Annotated in this window: 18 protein-coding genes; 12 read left to right on the top strand and 6 right to left on the bottom strand. The window is 61.1% G+C overall.

Annotated features, from left to right (window positions below; all coding sequences use genetic code 11):
• Positions 1-4: 4 nt before the first annotated feature.
• Together WDB86_RS06155 and WDB86_RS06150 are read left to right on the top strand one after the other, a co-directional pair.
• Positions 5-673 (top strand): thermonuclease family protein, encoded by a 669-nt coding sequence (locus tag WDB86_RS06155; RefSeq protein ID WP_406736894.1) that lies wholly within the window; start codon positions 5-7, stop codon positions 671-673.
• 81 nt (positions 674-754) lie between these two features.
• A complete protein-coding gene (locus WDB86_RS06150; RefSeq protein ID WP_406720470.1) occupies positions 755-1006 on the top strand; it encodes a YdcH family protein in 252 nt (83 codons plus the stop codon).
• Positions 1007-1096: 90 nt separating this feature from the next.
• On the opposite strand, the gene WDB86_RS06145 is transcribed toward WDB86_RS06150, so the two are convergent.
• Positions 1097-2491, bottom strand: a complete 1395-nt coding sequence (locus WDB86_RS06145; RefSeq protein WP_339109330.1) for a short-chain fatty acyl-CoA regulator family protein — start codon at positions 2489-2491, stop codon at positions 1097-1099.
• 108 nt (positions 2492-2599) lie between these two features.
• Between WDB86_RS06145 and WDB86_RS06140 the strand changes: the two genes are divergently transcribed.
• From WDB86_RS06140 to WDB86_RS06110, 7 genes are all read left to right on the top strand, one after another.
• Positions 2600-3196 (top strand): hypothetical protein, encoded by a 597-nt coding sequence (locus tag WDB86_RS06140; protein WP_406736893.1) that lies wholly within the window; start codon positions 2600-2602, stop codon positions 3194-3196.
• Between the two features lie 250 nt (positions 3197-3446).
• On the top strand, positions 3447-4979 hold the full coding sequence (locus WDB86_RS06135; RefSeq protein WP_339109332.1) for an acyl-CoA carboxylase subunit beta: 1533 nt from the start codon (positions 3447-3449) through the stop codon (positions 4977-4979).
• Positions 4980-4985: 6 nt separating this feature from the next.
• The gene (locus WDB86_RS06130) at positions 4986-5408 is read left to right on the top strand and encodes a DUF6497 family protein (protein ID WP_339109333.1); all 423 of its coding nucleotides are present in this window, start codon (positions 4986-4988) and stop codon (positions 5406-5408) included.
• A 196-nt stretch (positions 5409-5604) separates the two neighbouring features.
• Complete coding sequence (locus WDB86_RS06125) at positions 5605-5733, top strand: hypothetical protein (protein WP_339109334.1); 129 nt, start codon at positions 5605-5607, stop codon at positions 5731-5733.
• Between the two features lie 219 nt (positions 5734-5952).
• Positions 5953-6345 (top strand): hypothetical protein, encoded by a 393-nt coding sequence (locus tag WDB86_RS06120; protein WP_406736892.1) that lies wholly within the window; start codon positions 5953-5955, stop codon positions 6343-6345.
• 379 nt (positions 6346-6724) lie between these two features.
• A complete protein-coding gene (locus WDB86_RS06115; RefSeq protein WP_339109336.1) occupies positions 6725-6958 on the top strand; it encodes a hypothetical protein in 234 nt (77 codons plus the stop codon).
• A 184-nt stretch (positions 6959-7142) separates the two neighbouring features.
• On the top strand, positions 7143-9146 hold the full coding sequence (locus tag WDB86_RS06110) for an acetyl-CoA carboxylase biotin carboxylase subunit (RefSeq protein WP_406736891.1): 2004 nt from the start codon (positions 7143-7145) through the stop codon (positions 9144-9146).
• A gap of 21 nt (positions 9147-9167) precedes the next feature.
• Here the strand turns inward: WDB86_RS06110 and WDB86_RS06105 are convergent, their stop codons facing one another.
• Positions 9168-9551, bottom strand: a complete 384-nt coding sequence (locus tag WDB86_RS06105; RefSeq protein WP_406736890.1) for a DUF4174 domain-containing protein — start codon at positions 9549-9551, stop codon at positions 9168-9170.
• Between the two features lie 313 nt (positions 9552-9864).
• Here WDB86_RS06105 and WDB86_RS06100 point away from each other — a divergent pair, with 313 nt between their 5' ends.
• Both WDB86_RS06100 and scpA read left to right on the top strand, forming a co-directional pair.
• Positions 9865-10770: a hypothetical protein gene (locus WDB86_RS06100; protein ID WP_339109339.1), complete on the top strand. Its 906-nt coding sequence runs from the start codon at positions 9865-9867 to the stop codon at positions 10768-10770.
• Positions 10727-12871 (top strand): methylmalonyl-CoA mutase, encoded by a 2145-nt coding sequence (gene scpA / locus WDB86_RS06095; RefSeq protein WP_339109340.1) that lies wholly within the window; start codon positions 10727-10729, stop codon positions 12869-12871. Before WDB86_RS06100 ends, scpA begins: the two co-directional genes overlap by 44 nt.
• A gap of 25 nt (positions 12872-12896) precedes the next feature.
• Here scpA and WDB86_RS06090 read toward each other — a convergent pair whose 3' ends face one another.
• Genes WDB86_RS06090 through gatC form a run of 4 tightly spaced genes read right to left on the bottom strand, consistent with a single transcriptional unit; the run spans position 12897 to position 16065 of the window.
• On the bottom strand, positions 12897-13586 hold the full coding sequence (locus WDB86_RS06090; protein WP_406736889.1) for an N-acetylmuramoyl-L-alanine amidase: 690 nt from the start codon (positions 13584-13586) through the stop codon (positions 12897-12899).
• A complete protein-coding gene (locus WDB86_RS06085; protein WP_339109342.1) occupies positions 13586-14290 on the bottom strand; it encodes a hypothetical protein in 705 nt (234 codons plus the stop codon). The genes WDB86_RS06090 and WDB86_RS06085 overlap by 1 nt, the downstream gene beginning before the upstream one ends.
• Positions 14291-14302: 12 nt before the next feature.
• Positions 14303-15781, bottom strand: a complete 1479-nt coding sequence (gatA, locus tag WDB86_RS06080; RefSeq protein ID WP_406736888.1) for an Asp-tRNA(Asn)/Glu-tRNA(Gln) amidotransferase subunit GatA — start codon at positions 15779-15781, stop codon at positions 14303-14305.
• Positions 15778-16065 carry an Asp-tRNA(Asn)/Glu-tRNA(Gln) amidotransferase subunit GatC gene (gene gatC, locus WDB86_RS06075; RefSeq protein ID WP_339113188.1) on the bottom strand — a complete coding sequence of 96 codons (288 nt, stop codon included), beginning with the start codon at positions 16063-16065 and terminating at the stop codon, positions 15778-15780. The genes gatA and gatC overlap by 4 nt, the downstream gene beginning before the upstream one ends.
• Before the next feature lie 146 nt (positions 16066-16211).
• Between gatC and WDB86_RS06070 the strand changes: the two genes are divergently transcribed.
• Positions 16212-16904 (top strand): metal-dependent hydrolase, encoded by a 693-nt coding sequence (locus WDB86_RS06070; protein ID WP_339109345.1) that lies wholly within the window; start codon positions 16212-16214, stop codon positions 16902-16904.
• Positions 16905-16912: the final 8 nt, after the last annotated feature.

The following is a 16912-nucleotide window of genomic DNA, read 5'->3' as shown; positions in this document are numbered from 1 at the left end:
AGCCATGCCCCGCGATATGTGGGGCATGTTTCGTTTATGGTCTGTTCTGATTTTTGCGTGTCTTGTGCTGGGGGTGACTGCGCCCGCGCATGCCGAGACCCTGTATGGCAAGGCACGGGTGGTCGATGGCGACACGCTGGACGTCGCAGGCCGCAAGATCCGGATTTATGGAATCGACGCGCCTGAAAGCAAGCAGACCTGTCTGCGTGACAACGGCCAAAGCTGGCCGTGTGGGCAGGACGCGACGACCCAGATGCGCAAGCTGGCCACAGGGCGGGTGGCCTGCACCGGAACGCAGGCCGACCGCTATGGCCGTCTGATTGCCCGATGCGAGGCGCATGGTGTGGATCTGGGGGCGCAGATGGTGGCGCAGGGTTATGCGCTTGCCTATCGGCAATATTCCACGGCCTATGTCAGTCGGGAAAAATCCGCGATGATTGCCAAGCGCGGGATCTGGGTGGGGCAGGTGGAAACACCCGCGCATTACCGCGCCCATGTGAACGACCCGCAAGGCCGTTGTAAGATCAAGGGAAATATTTCGAAAAACGGCCATTTGTACCATGTGCCGGGCATGGCGTCCTATGCCGCGACCAAGATCGATACCGCAAAGGGGGAGCGCTGGTTCTGCACGGAGGCAGAGGCGCGTTCCGCCGGATGGGTGCGGGCGAAATAGGTCCGCTTTGATCCTTATCAAAGCGGTGCATGTTCCGGGCTGTTAGTATCGGGGCAGATACCAACAGAACGGAGGTCGCACATGTCTGAACATCTTCATACCCTGAATGTCGAGTTTCCTGCCTATCGGGTGCAGCTGCGGGAGCTGAAGGCAAGCGACCCCCATGCCGCGCGTCTCATGGACGATTATGAAGAGGTCAACGAGCAGGTCCTGCGCGCGATGGAAGGGTTGCAGCCGATGGAGGCTCTGGCCGAGGTGGATCTGCGTAAGAAACGGGCCCAGTTGAAAGACCAGATCGCGCGGGCGCTGGCCGAAGAGGTCAATGCCGCCTGAGGTTTCTTGGACCGTATCAGGGGTTCGGTTTTTAGTCAGTGCGAGGTTTGTTGGCCTCCGGCGTCCTGCCGGAGGCTTTCGCATGACCGGTCAGGCGATGTCATAGGGCAGCAGGCCGCGACGGTCGAGGTCGACGGTCAGTTTGCGCTCCAGCGGCGGCACCGATCTCTGGTGGCAGTTACGGCGCTCGCAGATGCGGCAGGAGATGCCGATGGGCTCGTAGGCGCGGGGGTTGCCCAGCTCCATATCATCGGCATAGACAAGATCCTTGGCATGGCTGACCTCGCAGCCCAGACAGAGCGCATAACGGCGCACCGGCGCATGGAAGCTGCCCCCCTGTTTCGAAACATCCTTGGCCACGCAAAGATAGCGCGCCCCGTCGGGGGTCTCGGCCAGCTGGCGCAGGAAGCGGGTGGGGGTTTCAAAGGCCTGATGCGCGATCCATAGCGGGCAGGAGCCGCCGAAACGGGCGAATTGCAGCCGCGTGGCCGAGTGGCGTTTGGTGATGGTGCCCGCCTGATCGATCCGCATGAAGAAGAAGGGCAGACCCTTGGCGCCGGGGCGTTGCAGCGTTGATAGCCGGTGGGCGACCTGCTCGATCGAGGCGCCGAACAGCTCTGCCAGTATCTCCAGATCATGGCGGTTATCCTGTGCCGCATCCAGAAACTGCTTGTAGGGCATCACGGCGGCCCCCGCGAAATAGTTGGCCAGACCGATCTTGGCGATGGCGCGGGCGGTGCTGGACTGGAAGCGGGCCAGATCCAGCGTTGCCTCGAGCAGTTCGTTCTGGGTGATCAGCGCGACCTGATGCATCAGCTGGAAAGCCTGCGTGGATTTCTTCGCATGGGTGGCGATGGTGATCACCCGCCCGTCTTTCTCGCGCACGCTGGTGATATCGGCAAATTGCACGGTGATCCCGCGCGCCTCCAGCGCCGAAATCGCCCGTGGAATGGCATCGACGCGCGGTCCATCGGGGCAGGCGAAATGTTCGGCTGCGCGGTCTACCGCATCAATGTAATTGTCACAGTAATGGAAGAAATCGCGCACCTCTTCCCAAGGGCTCTGCACGGTGGTGTTGGCATCATGACCAAGCGCGGCATTCAGCGAGGCCAGCCGTTCATGGGTCCGGCGATAGGCGCTGTGCAGTTCGAGGAAAGAGCGCGCAAGGGCAGGGGCATTGGAGGCTGCCAGCCGGATATCGGCCAGCGGCGTGGCGGCATCGGAGAAGATCGGATCGGCCAGCGCCTCGCGCATGTCCGAGACCAGCCGTTCGGCATCGCCTGCCGAAAGCTCGGTCACATCCAGTCCGAATTCCGTGGCCAGTGCCAGCACCACCTGCGCCGACACGGGGCGATGGTTGTTTTCCATCTGGTTGAGATAGGGCAGCGACACGCCAAGCCGGTCGGCAAAGAGCTTTTGCGTCAGGCCGAGCCTTGTGCGCGTCTCCCGCAGCTTGATACCCGCATAGAGTTTTGGAGTCGCCATGATCTACTCTCCTTTGCAAACCCCGCTGATACATATGCAAACTGTATTTGGTCAATTGCCTTTGCGGCATTTTTGACCTTATTTGAGAGAAGCTTTGTCGGAGGCCTTATGCGTATTGTGGTTTTGTTGCAGACACTTGGTTTTGCTGCGCTGTTCGGGCTTGCAGGATGTGCACCGGCTGCGCTGACCGAAGGGGATCTGGCCGCGGTGGCACACCCTTCGGCGCAGGTGCAGGCCGAGGTGGCGCAGTTGTTGCCGGTGGCGATGCGTGAACTGGACCCGATCGAGGCGCATATTCTGGCTGCGGGGCGCCCGCTGACCCCCGTTGAAATGGGCTTTGCCCGCCGTGCCGGTGTGGCGCATCCTGAAAAGGTGCGCGTTCTGGCATGGCCGCAGGCGTTCCGCCCGCCCGAGGATAAAGCCTTTGCCAAGGTCTATCATCCGCAGGGGGCCTTCGCGATTACCTTTGGCTACGGGATTGCCCTGCGCAAGGAGGCGCCTTGGGTTCTGGCCCATGAGCTGGTGCATGTGGGCCAATATGAACGTCTGGGCGGGCGGGAGGCGTTTACCCGCGCCTATCTGACCCAGACGCTGGTGCTGAAGACCTATGCGATCCCGCTTGAGCGCGAGGCCTTCAAGCGCGGCAACCAGATTTCGCCGGTGCCCCAAGGGGCGACTCGCCGCTGGATTGAAACTTTGCAGTAAGAGACGTGACGTCAGAGCTAAGCCTTTGGTCGTGGGCGGATTGTCTTGCCCGATCTGGCGACGGACCATCTACGCGTTTTCGCGGGCAAGGGGGCTGTGGTTTGCAAGGATTTTTGTTGTTTTAAAGTGTCAAATGGGATTATTTGCAATTCGCAACATTCCTTTTGTCAAGATTTTGCAAATTTTCTGATTTTTGCTTCCAACTCGTGATGGGGCTGCATAAGGTGACCACGAGGATGAGGGGAGCCACATGAGAGATATCCTGCAAGAGCTTGAAGATCGTCGCGCACAGGCCCGTATGGGCGGAGGAGAGCGGCGGATTGCAGCACAGCACAAAAAGGGCAAGCTGACCGCGCGGGAGCGGATCGAACTCTTGCTCGACGAAGGGTCCTTCGAAGAATTCGACATGTTCAAAACCCACCGCTGTGTGGATTTCGACATGCAGTCGGACAAGCCTTATGGCGATGGCGTTGTCACCGGCTGGGGCACGATCAATGGCCGTATGGTCTATGTTTTCAGCCAGGACTTTACCGTTTTTGGCGGTTCGCTGTCGGAAACCCATGCCGAGAAGATCTGCAAGATCATGGATATGGCGATGCAGAATGGCGCGCCGGTGATCGGGCTCAATGACTCGGGCGGGGCGCGGATTCAGGAAGGGGTCGCCTCGCTTGCGGGCTATGCCGATGTGTTCCAGCGCAATATCGAAGCCTCGGGTGTGATCCCGCAGATTTCCGTGATCATGGGCCCCTGTGCGGGTGGCGCGGTCTATAGCCCTGCCATGACCGACTTCATCTTCATGGTGAAGGACAGCTCTTATATGTTCGTGACCGGCCCCGATGTGGTGAAGACGGTGACCAACGAGGTGGTGACCGCCGAAGAACTGGGCGGCGCGCTGACCCATACCAAGAAATCCTCGGTGGCCGATGGGGCGTTCGAGAATGATGTCGAGGCGCTTTACGAAGTCCGCCGTCTGGTTGATTTCCTGCCGCTGTCGAACCGCGAGAAAGCGCCCGTGCGGCCCTTCTTCGATGATGTGGCGCGGGTGGAGGACAGCCTTGACACATTGATCCCTGCCAACCCCAATATGCCCTATGACATGAAGGAACTGATCCTGAAGGTCGCGGATGAGGGGGATTTCTACGAGATCCAGAAGGATTACGCGGGCAATATCATTACCGGCTTCATCCGTCTGGAAGGTCAGACCGTGGGCGTGGTGGCGAACCAGCCGATGGTGCTGGCGGGCTGTCTGGACATCGACAGTTCGCGCAAGGCGGCGCGTTTCGTGCGTTTCTGTGACTGTTTCGAAATTCCGATCCTGACCTTTGTCGATGTTCCGGGCTTCCTGCCGGGCACCTCGCAGGAATATAACGGCGTGATCAAACATGGCGCGAAGCTGCTTTTCGCTTATGGGGAAGCGACCGTGCCGAAAGTGACGGTGATCACCCGTAAGGCCTATGGCGGGGCTTATGACGTGATGAGCTCGAAACACCTCAAGGGCGATTTCAACTACGCCTGGCCGACGGCAGAGATCGCCGTTATGGGAGCGAAAGGGGCGGTCGAGATCCTTTACCGTTCGGAACTGGGCGAGCCCGAGAAGATTGCCGATCGCGTCAAGAACTACGAAGACCGTTTCGCCAATCCGTTCGTTGCCGCCGAGAAAGGCTTCATCGACGAGGTTATCCAGCCGCGGTCTACTCGCCGCCGTGTGGCCCGTGCCTTCGCGTCGCTACGTTCCAAAAAACGCAGCATGCCCATGAAGAAACACGACAATATTCCGTTGTAAGAGGGCATGATGCGGTTCCGGTGCGGCGGGCTTGTTGCAGTATGTCTTGGGATGCTGTGTGTCGGGCCTGTCGCGCTGGCCGATGGCGGGGCCACGCGTGGCGTGGTTGTCGCCGTGCCTTCGGGGGCGCATGTGGAATGGCTGCAAAGCCAGACCGATGCCAGCGGCCCCGATGGTCTGACCCTTCGCCATTTCTTTCTCGCGCCGGATCTGGCGCGGGAAGATCCCGATGTCGCTCTGACGGATATGCAGGCGCTTTGCGAACAGTTTGCGCTGCCGCATCTGTCGTCTGTCGGGCCCCAGCCCCAACAGATCGTCATCTCCCTTTCTGATCGTCCTGTTGCCTTTGGTGATAGCGATCCCGAGGCAACGCAGCTCTTCGCGGGCTATGCGATTTCGCCTCCTCACTGTGTGGAAGAAATGTTCTGATGCTTGATCGGCGGGAAAGTGATGATGCGATTGTGATGCCTCTGGGCAAGCGCATAGAATCTGCTACGCTTTGCGCGGGCCGCTTCGGCTCGGGGCTACTGATCGCACAGGATTATCTGTCTGATATCACGGCCTCCTTCCCAGCCATCGTCACTCCGTTGCGGATGCGTTCCCTCGGCGTGAAAAGGAGAAGAACATGTCGACCAAACTCATTCTCGCTCTCGGTCTTGTCGGTTTCATGGCAGCCTGCGCCCCCAAGCCGGAGCCGCAGCCCGTTATGCAAGAGCCCGTCACCACGGAGCCGGTCTACCACAGCAAGCTCTGACCTTGCAGGCGGGCAGGGGCCTTCCCCTGCCTGCCCCCCTTTTCCGGTGCTTTCGGCATTTGCCGGAAAACTGGGACGGACAGCGCCTTCAATAGTGTTTATGAGGAACAGGCCCGCGCATTTGCGTCCGGCACTGACCCATAGCATGGCACGAGCCCGCTCTTGCCCTGCTGCGAACACGAAACCGGAGAGGATTGCTCCGGAGAAGAAAGGCGCCACATGCTAAAACACCGCGGTTTTCCCGGGCGTTTGCCCAGCACCGATTTCCAATTCACCATCCGCCGCGCCAATAAGAAAGGCGCGACCAAGATCATCCGCCGCGAACGGTTCAAGGACCGTGCCGCCGGTGATCGCCGCGCGGATGAAGGCTTTCTGGCCGCTTTGTGGACCCATTTCGGCGAAGAGCCCTTTGAGCGGGGCAATCTGGACGCCGGCCGCCTGAGCTGGCTGTTCGGGCGTGAGGTGGTTGCCGCCGAAGACCCGTTCGATCCCGAATCCTACGACGCCCTTCTGAAAATCGACCGTCGCCGTGCCGAGGCGTCGTTCCCCGAGGTATTTGCCGATCCCGACGCGTTCGATTGGGGCCAAGAAGACGAGGACGACTGGGACTGATGCGGATGCGGCTTGACAGAAATCGGCAAGGCTTTGCTGTTTTCCCCGCGAATGGGGTTGCAAGCCGCGCGTTTCGCGCGCAGGTTGATTTCTGTCGGCCCGCCTTCGGGTGCTCCGGCATCTCTCCCGCGAGGGAACTCCCTGTTGGAACTTGCCGGCTCCGGGCTGTCGCTATGCGCAGTGCCTCTACCGGGCCGGATCTTTCCGGGGATATGATCCCCGCCATGTTCACGCCTTCCGCAGTTGCGGACGGGCAGGATCGGCAAACGCTTGCCGAGGCAATGCGTTACATGCGTTCTTGTGCAAGAATCCGCTTTTCTTCCCCGCTGGCTGTATTAGGTTCACAAAGGAACACTAATACTCACGGAGTAGAAATCTCATGCGTAAATCCGCACTTCTCATCGCGATTCTCGGTGCGACGGCCCTTGCTGGCTGCCAGAACTCTGGCAATGGTAACTTCCTCAGCACCGATGGCGGTCGCGCATTGGTTGGCGCGGGCGCAGGCGCGCTGGTTGCCGACGCAACTGACAACAACGTTCTTGCAGGTGCTGCGATTGGCGCAGGCGCAGGCGCGCTGTGCGACGATGCAGGTGTCTGCTCGCGTAGCTACTAAGATCTGCAAGGCAGGCGCTTTTTGCCTGCCCGAAGGTATGCCGATTGAAACGTCATCGGGGCGCTCTGCCTTGGTGGCGTTTTCTTTTCCGGACGTTAACATGAACATATTGGGGGGGAGGGCAAGCCGCGGCTAGAGCCTTCTGGCCCGCGGGCTTGCTTCCACCGGAAGTGGAGGAAAGCCGATGTTCAAGAAGATCCTGATTGCCAACCGTGGGGAAATCGCGTGCCGCGTCATGAAGACCGCACGCGAGATGGGTATCCAGACGGTGGCCGTCTATTCCGATGCCGATGCGCAGGCGCTGCATGTGCAGATGGCCGATGAGACGGTGCATATCGGGCCGCCGCCTGCCAAACAATCCTATATCGTGATCGACAAGATCATGGAGGCGATTGCCAAAACCGGTGCCGAAGCGGTGCATCCGGGCTATGGGTTCCTGTCGGAAAACGCGAAATTTGCCGAGGCGCTGGAAGCGGCAGGTGTGGCCTTTATCGGACCGCCCGTCAAAGCCATCGAGGCGATGGGGGACAAGATCACCTCGAAAAAGATCGCCCAAGAGGCCGGTGTGAACACCGTGCCCGGCTATATGGGGCTGATCGAGGATGCGGATGAGGCGGTCAAGATCTCGGAAGAGATCGGCTATCCGGTGATGATCAAGGCCTCTGCGGGCGGCGGCGGCAAAGGCATGCGGATTGCATGGAACGCCACCGAGGCGCGCGAGGGTTTCCAGTCGTCGAAAAACGAGGCGGCCAATTCCTTCGGGGATGACCGCATCTTCATCGAGAAATTCGTGACGCAGCCGCGCCATATCGAAATTCAGGTTCTGTGTGACGCCCATGGCAATGGCGTCTGGCTGAACGAGCGTGAATGCTCGATCCAGCGCCGGAACCAGAAGGTGATCGAAGAGGCCCCCTCGCCCTTCCTTGATGCGGCCACCCGTAAGGCGATGGGCGATCAGGCGGTCGCTCTGGCCAAGGCGGTGGGCTATACCAGCGCTGGCACGGTGGAGTTTATTGTCGATGGCAACAAGAACTTCTACTTCCTCGAGATGAACACCCGCCTTCAGGTGGAGCATCCCGTGACCGAGATGATCACCGGCATCGATCTGGTCGAGCAGATGATCCGTATCGCCAATGGCGAGCCGCTGTCGATCACCCAGGACGACGTGAAGATCAACGGCTGGGCGATGGAAAGCCGTCTTTATGCCGAAGACCCCTATCGCAACTTCCTGCCCTCGATCGGTCGTCTGACCCGCTATCGTCCGCCGGTCGAAGGCCCGACCGCCTCCGGCGGTGTGGTGCGCAACGATACCGGCGTCTATGAGGGCGGCGAGATCTCCATGTTCTATGACCCGATGATCGCCAAGCTCTGCACATGGGGAGAGACCCGCGACGCGGCCATCGAGGAAATGCGCGTGGCGCTTGACCGTTTCGAGGTCGAGGGTATTGGCCATAACCTGCCGTTCTGTGCGGCTGTGATGGATCATGCGCGCTTTACCTCGGGCAATATCACAACGGCTTTCATCGCCGAGGAATATCCCGAAGGGTTCCACGGTGTGGAGCTCGGGCCGGAGATGCTCAAGCGTGTGGCAGCGGCTGTAGCGGCAATGGAGCGGGTCGCCGAAATCCGGCGCACGCGCATTTCCGGCACGCTGGGCAATCACGAGCGGCTGGTGGGCGATGACTGGGTTGTGAGCCTGCAGGGCACGACCTATCCGGTGAAAATCTCGGCGGATAAGGCGGGCGCGGATGTCAGCTTCTCCGATGGCACGATGCATCGCGTCAGCTCGGACTGGACGCCGGGCGACCAGCTTGCGGAACTGCTGATCGATGGTGCGCCGCTGGTGCTGAAGGTCGGCAAGATCTCGATGGGCTATCGCATCCGCCTGCGTGGTGCGGATCTGAAAGTGCTGGTGCAAACACCGCGCCAACACGAGCTGCATCTGCTGATGCCCGAGAAGCTGCCGCCGGATACCTCGAAATTCCTGCTCTGCCCGATGCCGGGTCTGGTGGTGAAAATCAACGTGGCCGAAGGCGACGAGGTGCAGGAAGGGCAGGCGCTGGCCACTGTCGAGGCGATGAAGATGGAGAACATCCTGCGGGCAGAGCGTCGCGGCGTTGTGAAATCCATCAATGCCGAGGCCGGGGCGTCGCTGAAGGTGGACGACATCATCATGGAGTTCGAATGACCCCATGACGGGCCGCGCCGATCATAACTTGGCAAATGTGCGGGGCGCTTTGCCCTGCACGGTTGCGCCGCGACGGAGTTCCTCGCGGCGCAGCGGCATCTTGTCGATCGAGCGGATGATTTCACGCCCGCTCCAGGGCAGCGGTTTGCGCAGCGCCACCGTGCCGTCCTTGGCAATGATCACCAGCGAAAATCCCGATGGGCGCAGCTTGCGGCGGATGGCGCTTGGCGTGGCGGGGTCGGTATCGGTGATCACCACCACGTCGCGGGCGGCCAGCTCGGGCCAGCGTTCTTCCAGTGCGGCCATCTGGTCCGCGAAGGACGGATCGGCCGGGCTTTCGGCAAAAACCACGATCGGGCGTTTTTTCCAGACGAAATCATTCAAATTCGCTGTATCTGCGGGCAAAGGCGCAAAGCCTTCGGCGGGTTCAGTCGCTGGAACAGGGGGGTCGCCCTGCGGTTGTGTATGCCCTGCCGACGCCCAGCAACCGACCGATATCGCAAATAAAAATGCAGCTCCGATGGGGGAGAGGACTGTTGCTTTTGATGGAACAGTTTGTTCTCGCGCCCCTGCGCTCCCCGAGTTTTGGGTAAAATACAATTCAATTCCTCCTGTTAAGCAGTTTTCCAGAGATCGCGGCGCATATTCGACGCTGAGGCAGGTCCTCGCGTGGAGTCATGGCATCATGCCAGACGCGCTTTCCGGAAAGAGCTTTCTCTTGGACGTTATACTACATTTGGGGGTGCACCGCACCGCCACGACATCGTTTCAGAACTGGATGCTGGCAAATTCCGAGATATTGTCGCGTCAGGGTATCGCTTTCTGGGGGCCGGAGCGCACGCGTGCGGGGTTGTTTGCGGGGCTGATCAAACGCGCCGATCTGGTTTCGGCGCAGGATATCCTTTCGGCACGACGCTCTGCGACACGTATCCGGATGGAAATCGATCTGTTGGAAGATCAGGGCTTCCACACCCTGATTATCAGCGAAGAAAATCTGATCGGTTCTATTCCACATTGTCTTCAGCACGGAATTCTCTACCCTGACGCGCGGGGCAGGTTGGAACGGGTCGCAATGGTGCTGGGGCCGCATCTGACGGGCGTGGCGATGGGGATCCGGCGCTATGACGCGTGGTGGGCATCGATGCTGGCGGTTGAACGGGCGCGGGGCGGCGAAATGGTCAACCCGCAGCGGTTGCGGATGCTGGCGCAAAGCGGTCGTGGCTGGCCTTGTGTGATCGAGGCCGTCGAACAGGCCTTCGGGAAGCGTCCGCATGTCTGGACCCACGAGGCTATGGCCGGTCGGCACGAGGTTCTGCTGCGGCGTCTGGCACCGCGCGCGGCGCTGTATCCGGGCCAGACGGTGCCGGTTGCGCGTTTCAACGCCGCCGCTGCCGTGCAGGGGCAGCTTGGTCGCGGTTATATGCCTTTTAGCGTTGCTCAACGTGGTCAGATGACTGCGCGCTATCAAAACGAGCTGGAACGGCTGCGCCAAGGGCACCGGGATCTGGCAATCATGGAAACGGGAGGGGCTGCGCCGGGAGGATATTCGGCCATCCCTCTCACGGAGGAAGGATGGGTCGATGACCAGCAACACCGAGGCCGACAAGCAAGCGGCATGGGCTGAGCTTGCCACGAAAGAACTGCGTGGCAAGCCGTTAGACAGCCTGACCTGGGAGACATTGGAAGGGATCAAGGTCAAGCCGCTTTACACGGCGGAAGACACGGCAGGGCTGGACCATCTTGGCTCCATGCCGGGGATCGCGCCCTATACCCGTGGTCCGAAGGCGACAATGTATGCGGGCCGTCCGTGGACGATCCGCCAATATGCGGGCTTCTCGACGGCCGAGGAATCGAACGCGTTTTACCGTCGCGCTCTGGCTGCGGGCCAGCAGGGGATTTCGGTGGCCTTCGATCTTGCGACCCACCGTGGCTATGACAGCGACCATCCCCGCGTTGTGGGTGATGTCGGTAAGGCGGGCGTTGCCATCGATTCGGTCGAGGATATGAAGATCCTCTTTGACGGCATCCCGCTGGATAAGGTCTCCGTCTCGATGACCATGAATGGTGCGGTGATCCCGATTCTGGCGAATTTCATTGTGGTGGGGGAAGAGCAGGGCCATGACCGCGCCGTGCTGTCGGGCACCATCCAGAACGATATTCTCAAAGAATTCATGGTGCGGAACACCTATATCTATCCGCCCGAACCCTCGATGCGGATCATCGCGGATATCATCGAATATACCGCCAACGAGATGCCGAAATTCAACTCGATCTCGATCTCCGGCTATCACATGCAGGAAGCGGGCGCGAATCTCGTGCAGGAGCTGGCCTACACGCTGGCGGACGGGCGCGAATATGTGCGCACCGCGATTGCCGCCGGTATGGATGTGGATAAATTCGCCGGGCGTCTGTCGTTCTTCTTCGCTATCGGCATGAATTTCTTCATGGAGGCCGCCAAACTGCGCGCCGCCCGCACGCTCTGGTCGCGGATCATGGCCGAATTCGAGCCGAAGAACCCCAAATCCAGCATGCTGCGCACCCACTGCCAGACCTCGGGCGTGTCCTTGCAGGAGCAAGACCCCTATAACAACGTCATCCGCACCGCCTATGAGGCGATGGCGGCGGCTTTGGGCGGCACGCAGTCGCTGCACACCAACGCGCTGGACGAGGCGATTGCCCTGCCCACCGATTTCTCGGCACGAATTGCACGTAATACCCAGCTGATCTTGCAGGAAGAAACCGGCATCACCAATGTCGTCGACCCGCTGGCGGGCAGCTATTATGTCGAAAGCCTGACCGCGAACCTGATCGAGGAAGCGTGGAAGCTGATCGAAGAGGTCGAGGAAATGGGCGGCATGACCAAGGCCGTGGCCTCCGGCATGCCCAAGCTGCGGATCGAGGAAACCGCCGCCCGTCGTCAGGCGCTGATCGACCGTGGGGAAGACGTGATTGTCGGGGTCAATAAATACCGCCTCGCCGAGGAAGAGCCGATCGACATTCTCGATATCGACAACGTCAAGGTGCGCCTGTCGCAAATCGCACGGCTTGAGAAAATGCGGGCCGAGCGTGATGAGGACGCCTGTCAGGCTGCGCTGGCCGAATTGGGCCGCCGCGCGAAAGAGGGCGGAAACCTGCTGGAAGCTGCCGTTGAAGCGGCGCGCGCGCGGGCCTCGGTAGGGGAGATCTCGATGGCGATGGAGAAGGAATTCGGGCGTCACCGCGCCGAGGTGAAGACTTTGGCAGGGGTCTATGGCTCGGCCTATGAGGGCGATGAGGGCTTTGCCCAGATCCAGCGCGATGTCGAGGCCTTTGCCGAAGCGGAAGGCCGTCGCCCGCGTATGCTGGTGGTCAAGATGGGGCAGGACGGCCATGACCGTGGTGCCAAGGTGATCGCGACCGCCTTTGCCGATATCGGTTTCGATGTCGATGTGGGGCCGCTGTTCCAGACGCCGGACGAGGCGGCGCAGGATGCGGTGGATAACGACGTCCATGTGGTGGGCATCTCGTCGCAGGCGGCAGGGCACAAGACCCTTGCGCCGCAGTTGATCGAGGCGCTGAAAGCCAAAGGGGCAGAGGATATCATCGTGATCTGCGGCGGCGTGATCCCGCATCAGGATTATGACTTCCTGAAAAAGGCCGGTGTGAAGGCTATTTTTGGTCCGGGCACCAATATCCCGACGGCCGCGAAAGAGATCCTGCAGATCCTCGAAGCGCAGCGCGACTAACGAAAAAGGGCCGCTTCTGCGGCCCTTAACATGCCCGCCATTGGTCGCCGTCTTGCCCGTAATCACGGGCAAGTGCCGCGATCAGCGCCATGTCGGTCGGGTCAAGTGGGCCTGTGTGCAAGGGGCGGAACCGCAGCCGGAAGGCCGACAGAACATGCTCGTGATCCGGCGAGGTATAGCCGAAAAGCTGCGCGAGGATCAGAAACTGCGCCTTGTCCGGTGCCCGTGGTAGCAGCGGGGCCTGCGGCAGGACAGCCAGTCCCTGACGTGCAAGCCGCGCCCAGTCGAAGCGCGGACCGGGGTCGAATTTACGCGCCGGGGCCATGTCGGAATGGGCGATCACATTCTGCGGGGCGATCCGCCAATCGTCGAGGATCCGCCGCAATAGCGTTTCCAGCGTCTCCATCTGCCGGTTGGAAAACGGCCTGTCGCCCGGGTTATCGAGCTCGATCCCGATGGAATGTGAATTCAGGTCGCTACATGCGCCCCACCGCCCGACACCGGCATGCCATGCGCGGCGCGCCTCATCGACCAGTTGCACCGCCGTGCCGTCATTGCCGATCAGCCAATGCGCCGAAACCTCGGCTGCCGGATCGCACAGGCGGTCGCGGGCCGAGGCCATGTCCTGCATCGCGGTGAAATGCAGAACCACATGGTCAGGCTCTGCCCCATTGCGCCGTTCCCCGTGATTGGGCGAGGGGAAAGCCGCCGCCATCAGTTGCGGGCGTTCTGGAAGGGGCGGGGGTCCCAACCACAGGCGAAACCGTCGCCATCGGGGTCAAGATTGCCCGGATCTTTCTCGGGGCCGCCATTGGCCAGAAAGGCGATCTGGGCCTGATCGGGCGAGACATATTTCGCGCAGGCTTTGGTGGTCGAGGTGAATTTGATCCCGCCACGCGGATAGGTCGCTTGCCCCGGCTGGTTGCTGACCGAAAGCGCATAAGCGGCCAGATTGGGGCCGCTGGCACCAGAGCCCGCGCTATAGGTGTCGCCCGAGGTCTTCTGGGCCGGTGCTGGCGTCTGGAACGTGTCCTCGGCCCGCTCTGCCGCTGTGGCCGTGCTGGAATAGGGCGAGGAGGCCGGTGCGTAATCGGTGACTTCCTGCGGGCTGGATTGCGCCGCTGTCGCATTCAGCGCCGCAAGCGTATCGGCCCCGAGCTGCGCATTGGGATCGTTGCTGGCGGGGGCCGCCGCATCGCCCATCGCCGACATCGGCTGCCCGCCGGTGACGGGGGTGGTGGTGGCGGCTGTGCCGCCCTGAAGTTGCGCCTCGCGCTGCGCCATGTAATCGCGATAGCTTTCGTTGCCCGCGATTGCGGGCGCACCGACGCCAGCGGCCGAATTCGGCACGCTGGGTTGGCAGGCGGCCAGCGCCAGCACCGAAAGGGTCAGGGAAAGTCCGAGAACTGGCGCGCGCATGTGTTTACTCCATTACCACCATTGGTTCGGCTTGGCATTGAAGCCTGCCGCACGTTCAAGCACAAGGGCGTGGTTCAGCAGTTCGCCTTCTTCCCACGGACGCCCGATCAGTTGCAGCCCCAACGGAAGCCCTTGTTTGTCAAGGCCAACGGGTACCGCGACACCGGGCAGGCCCGCAAGGTTCAGGGTGACCGTGAACACGTCATTGAGATACATCTTGACCGGATCGGCATCCTTCATCTCGCCAAGGGCGAAGGCCGAAGAGGGCGTCGCGGGGGCAAGAATGGCGTCGATGCCAGCAGCAAATGCCTGCTCGAAGTCGCATTTGATCAGGGCGCGGACCTTACGTGCGCGGTTGTAATAGGCGTCATAGAAGCCCGCCGACAGCACATAGGTGCCGATCATGATGCGGCGCTGCACCTCGGGGCCGAAGCCCTCGGCGCGGGTTTTCGCATACATGTCGTCGATGCCATCGCCCTTACCCAAAGTCGCGCGGTGGCCGTAGCGCACCCCGTCATAGCGGGCGAGGTTGGACGACGCCTCGGCAGGCGCGATCACGTAATAGGCGGGCAGGGCGTATTTGGTATGGGGCAGCGAGATATCCACGATCTCGGCGCCTGCATCGCGCATCATCGCCATGCCGTTGTCCCAAAGGGCCGCGATCTCTTCGGGCATGCCGTCGAGGCGGTATTCCTTCGGGATGCCGATTTTCTTGCCACGGATGTCGCCGGTCAGCGCCGCTTCGAAATCCGGAACCGCGATCTCGGTCGAGGTCGAATCCTTCGGGTCATGCGAGCACATCGCCTGCAGCATGATTGCCGCATCGCGCACGTCCTTGGTCATCGGGCCGGCCTGATCGAGCGAGGAGGCATAGGCCACCACACCCCAGCGCGAGCAGCGACCATAGGTCGGCTTGATGCCGGTGATGCCGGTGAAGGCCGCGGGCTGACGGATCGAGCCGCCGGTATCGGTGCCGGTCGCCGCCAGACAGAGGTCGGCTGCAACAGCCGCCGCCGAACCGCCCGAAGACCCGCCCGGCGTACGGGCTTTGTCATCGACTTTCCACGGGTTGATCGCGGGGCCGTAGCAGGCGGTTTCATTCGACGAACCCATCGCGAATTCATCCATCGAGAGCTTGCCCAGCATGACCGCGCCCGCATCCCAGAGGTTCTGGGTGACGGTGGATTCATATTCGGGTTTGAAGCCCTTGAGGATGTTCGACCCTGCCTGCGTGGGCACGCCCTTCACGGCGAAGAGGTCTTTGATCCCCAGCGGGATGCCGCACATGGCGGGCGCATCGCCTGCCTTGATACGGGCATCCGCCGCTTTCGCCATGTCCAGCGCCATCTCGGGGGTCTTGGCGCACCATGCGTTGAGCGCATCCGCGCCCTCAATCGCCTTCAGGCAGCTTTCGGTCAGCTCGACCGACGTCGTCTCGCCCTTGCGCAGCGCGTCACGGGCTTCGGAGATTTTCAGCGTATTTAGGGTCATTCCACCACCTTCGGCACGGCAAAGAAGCCCTCGCGGGCATCGGGGGCGTTCTTGAGGATCTTGTCCTGATAATTGCCATCGGTCACCTCGTCGACGCGGCGCTTGAGGCGCTGCGGGCTGACCGAGGTCATGGGCTCTACGCCCTCGACGTCAACTTCGGTCAGCTGCTCCATGAGGTTGAGCATATTGGAAAGATCCGAGGCCAGCTCGGGCAGATTGTCTTCGGCCACTTTGATGCGGGCCAGATGCGCCACCTTGCGGGCGGTGTCGATGTCGATGGACATATGTTTCTCCGCTGGATTTGGGTTCGGGTTTAGCCGCAAGCCCCCGTGCTTTCAAGGTGAAGCGGGCATGGGACTTCCCTTTTCGGGCAAGACACCTACAGTCAGGAGGGAATTTCGGATTTTATAAAATGACGGGAGCGTTATTCATGAAACTCACCTGGCTTGGCCATTCCGGTTTCCGGCTTGAAATCGAAGACGCGGTGCTGCTGATCGACCCGTGGCTGTCGGGCAATCCGGTCTTCCCCGAGGGCCACCGTGCCGAGGCGATCTCGGGGGCGACGCATATCCTTCTCAGCCACGGTCATGGCGATCATTCCGCCGATACGGTGGCGATCGCGCGCGAGCTGGGTATTCCGGTGGTCTGCATCGCCGATATCGCAGGCTTCTGGGCCGAGGCCGAGGGGATCGAGACGCTGGGCTTCAACAAGGGCGGCACGGTCGATCTGGCGGGTGCCAAGGTGACGATGGTCAATGCCACCCATTCCTCAAGCTATGATGGCCCGAATGGCCCTGTCTATACCGGCACCGAATCGGGCTATATGATCAAGGGCGAAGGCCATTGCATCTATTTCTCGGGCGATACCGATATTATGGCCGATATGGCGTGGATGGGCGAATATCACGCCCCCGATATCGGCATTCTCTGTGCCGGTGGCCATTTCACGATGGATATGAAAGCGGCCACTTGGGCGGCCAAGAAGTATTTCGACTTCAAGACGGTGATCCCCTGCCACTACAAGACCTTCCCGCTGCTGGAGCAATCGGCGGAAGAGATGGTCAAAGGCCTGCCGGGTGTGGATGTGATCGAGCCGGAGGTGCTGAAACCTCTGACCCTTTAAAAAGGCGC

The organism is Thioclava sp. GXIMD4215 (assembly GCF_045291555.1).
Classification (GTDB): Bacteria; Pseudomonadota; Alphaproteobacteria; order Rhodobacterales; family Rhodobacteraceae; genus Thioclava; species Thioclava litoralis.
Note: the sequence above shows the minus strand (reverse complement) of the source record. Positions and strands in the feature narration are given on the sequence as shown.

What these genes read in the sequence shown, in the direction of transcription:
- WDB86_RS06135 (WP_339109332.1), top strand. Translation starts at nt 3,447, where the DNA reads ATGAGAGATATCCTGCAAGAGCTTGAAGATCGTCGCGCACAGGCCCGT.
- WDB86_RS06145 (WP_339109330.1), bottom strand. Translation starts at nt 2,491, where the DNA reads ATGGCGACTCCAAAACTCTATGCGGGTATCAAGCTGCGGGAGACGCGC.
- WDB86_RS06140 (WP_406736893.1), top strand. Translation starts at nt 2,600, where the DNA reads ATGCGTATTGTGGTTTTGTTGCAGACACTTGGTTTTGCTGCGCTGTTC.
- WDB86_RS06110 (WP_406736891.1), top strand. Translation starts at nt 7,143, where the DNA reads ATGTTCAAGAAGATCCTGATTGCCAACCGTGGGGAAATCGCGTGCCGC.
- WDB86_RS06130 (WP_339109333.1), top strand. Translation starts at nt 4,986, where the DNA reads ATGATGCGGTTCCGGTGCGGCGGGCTTGTTGCAGTATGTCTTGGGATG.
- gatA (WP_406736888.1), bottom strand. Translation starts at nt 15,781, where the DNA reads ATGACCCTAAATACGCTGAAAATCTCCGAAGCCCGTGACGCGCTGCGC.
- WDB86_RS06070 (WP_339109345.1), top strand. Translation starts at nt 16,212, where the DNA reads ATGAAACTCACCTGGCTTGGCCATTCCGGTTTCCGGCTTGAAATCGAA.
- WDB86_RS06085 (WP_339109342.1), bottom strand. Translation starts at nt 14,290, where the DNA reads ATGCGCGCGCCAGTTCTCGGACTTTCCCTGACCCTTTCGGTGCTGGCG.
- WDB86_RS06115 (WP_339109336.1), top strand. Translation starts at nt 6,725, where the DNA reads ATGCGTAAATCCGCACTTCTCATCGCGATTCTCGGTGCGACGGCCCTT.
- WDB86_RS06090 (WP_406736889.1), bottom strand. Translation starts at nt 13,586, where the DNA reads ATGGCGGCGGCTTTCCCCTCGCCCAATCACGGGGAACGGCGCAATGGG.
- WDB86_RS06125 (WP_339109334.1), top strand. Translation starts at nt 5,605, where the DNA reads ATGTCGACCAAACTCATTCTCGCTCTCGGTCTTGTCGGTTTCATGGCA.
- WDB86_RS06155 (WP_406736894.1), top strand. Translation starts at nt 5, where the DNA reads ATGCCCCGCGATATGTGGGGCATGTTTCGTTTATGGTCTGTTCTGATT.
- WDB86_RS06150 (WP_406720470.1), top strand. Translation starts at nt 755, where the DNA reads ATGTCTGAACATCTTCATACCCTGAATGTCGAGTTTCCTGCCTATCGG.
- WDB86_RS06120 (WP_406736892.1), top strand. Translation starts at nt 5,953, where the DNA reads ATGCTAAAACACCGCGGTTTTCCCGGGCGTTTGCCCAGCACCGATTTC.
- gatC (WP_339113188.1), bottom strand. Translation starts at nt 16,065, where the DNA reads ATGTCCATCGACATCGACACCGCCCGCAAGGTGGCGCATCTGGCCCGC.
- scpA (WP_339109340.1), top strand. Translation starts at nt 10,727, where the DNA reads ATGACCAGCAACACCGAGGCCGACAAGCAAGCGGCATGGGCTGAGCTT.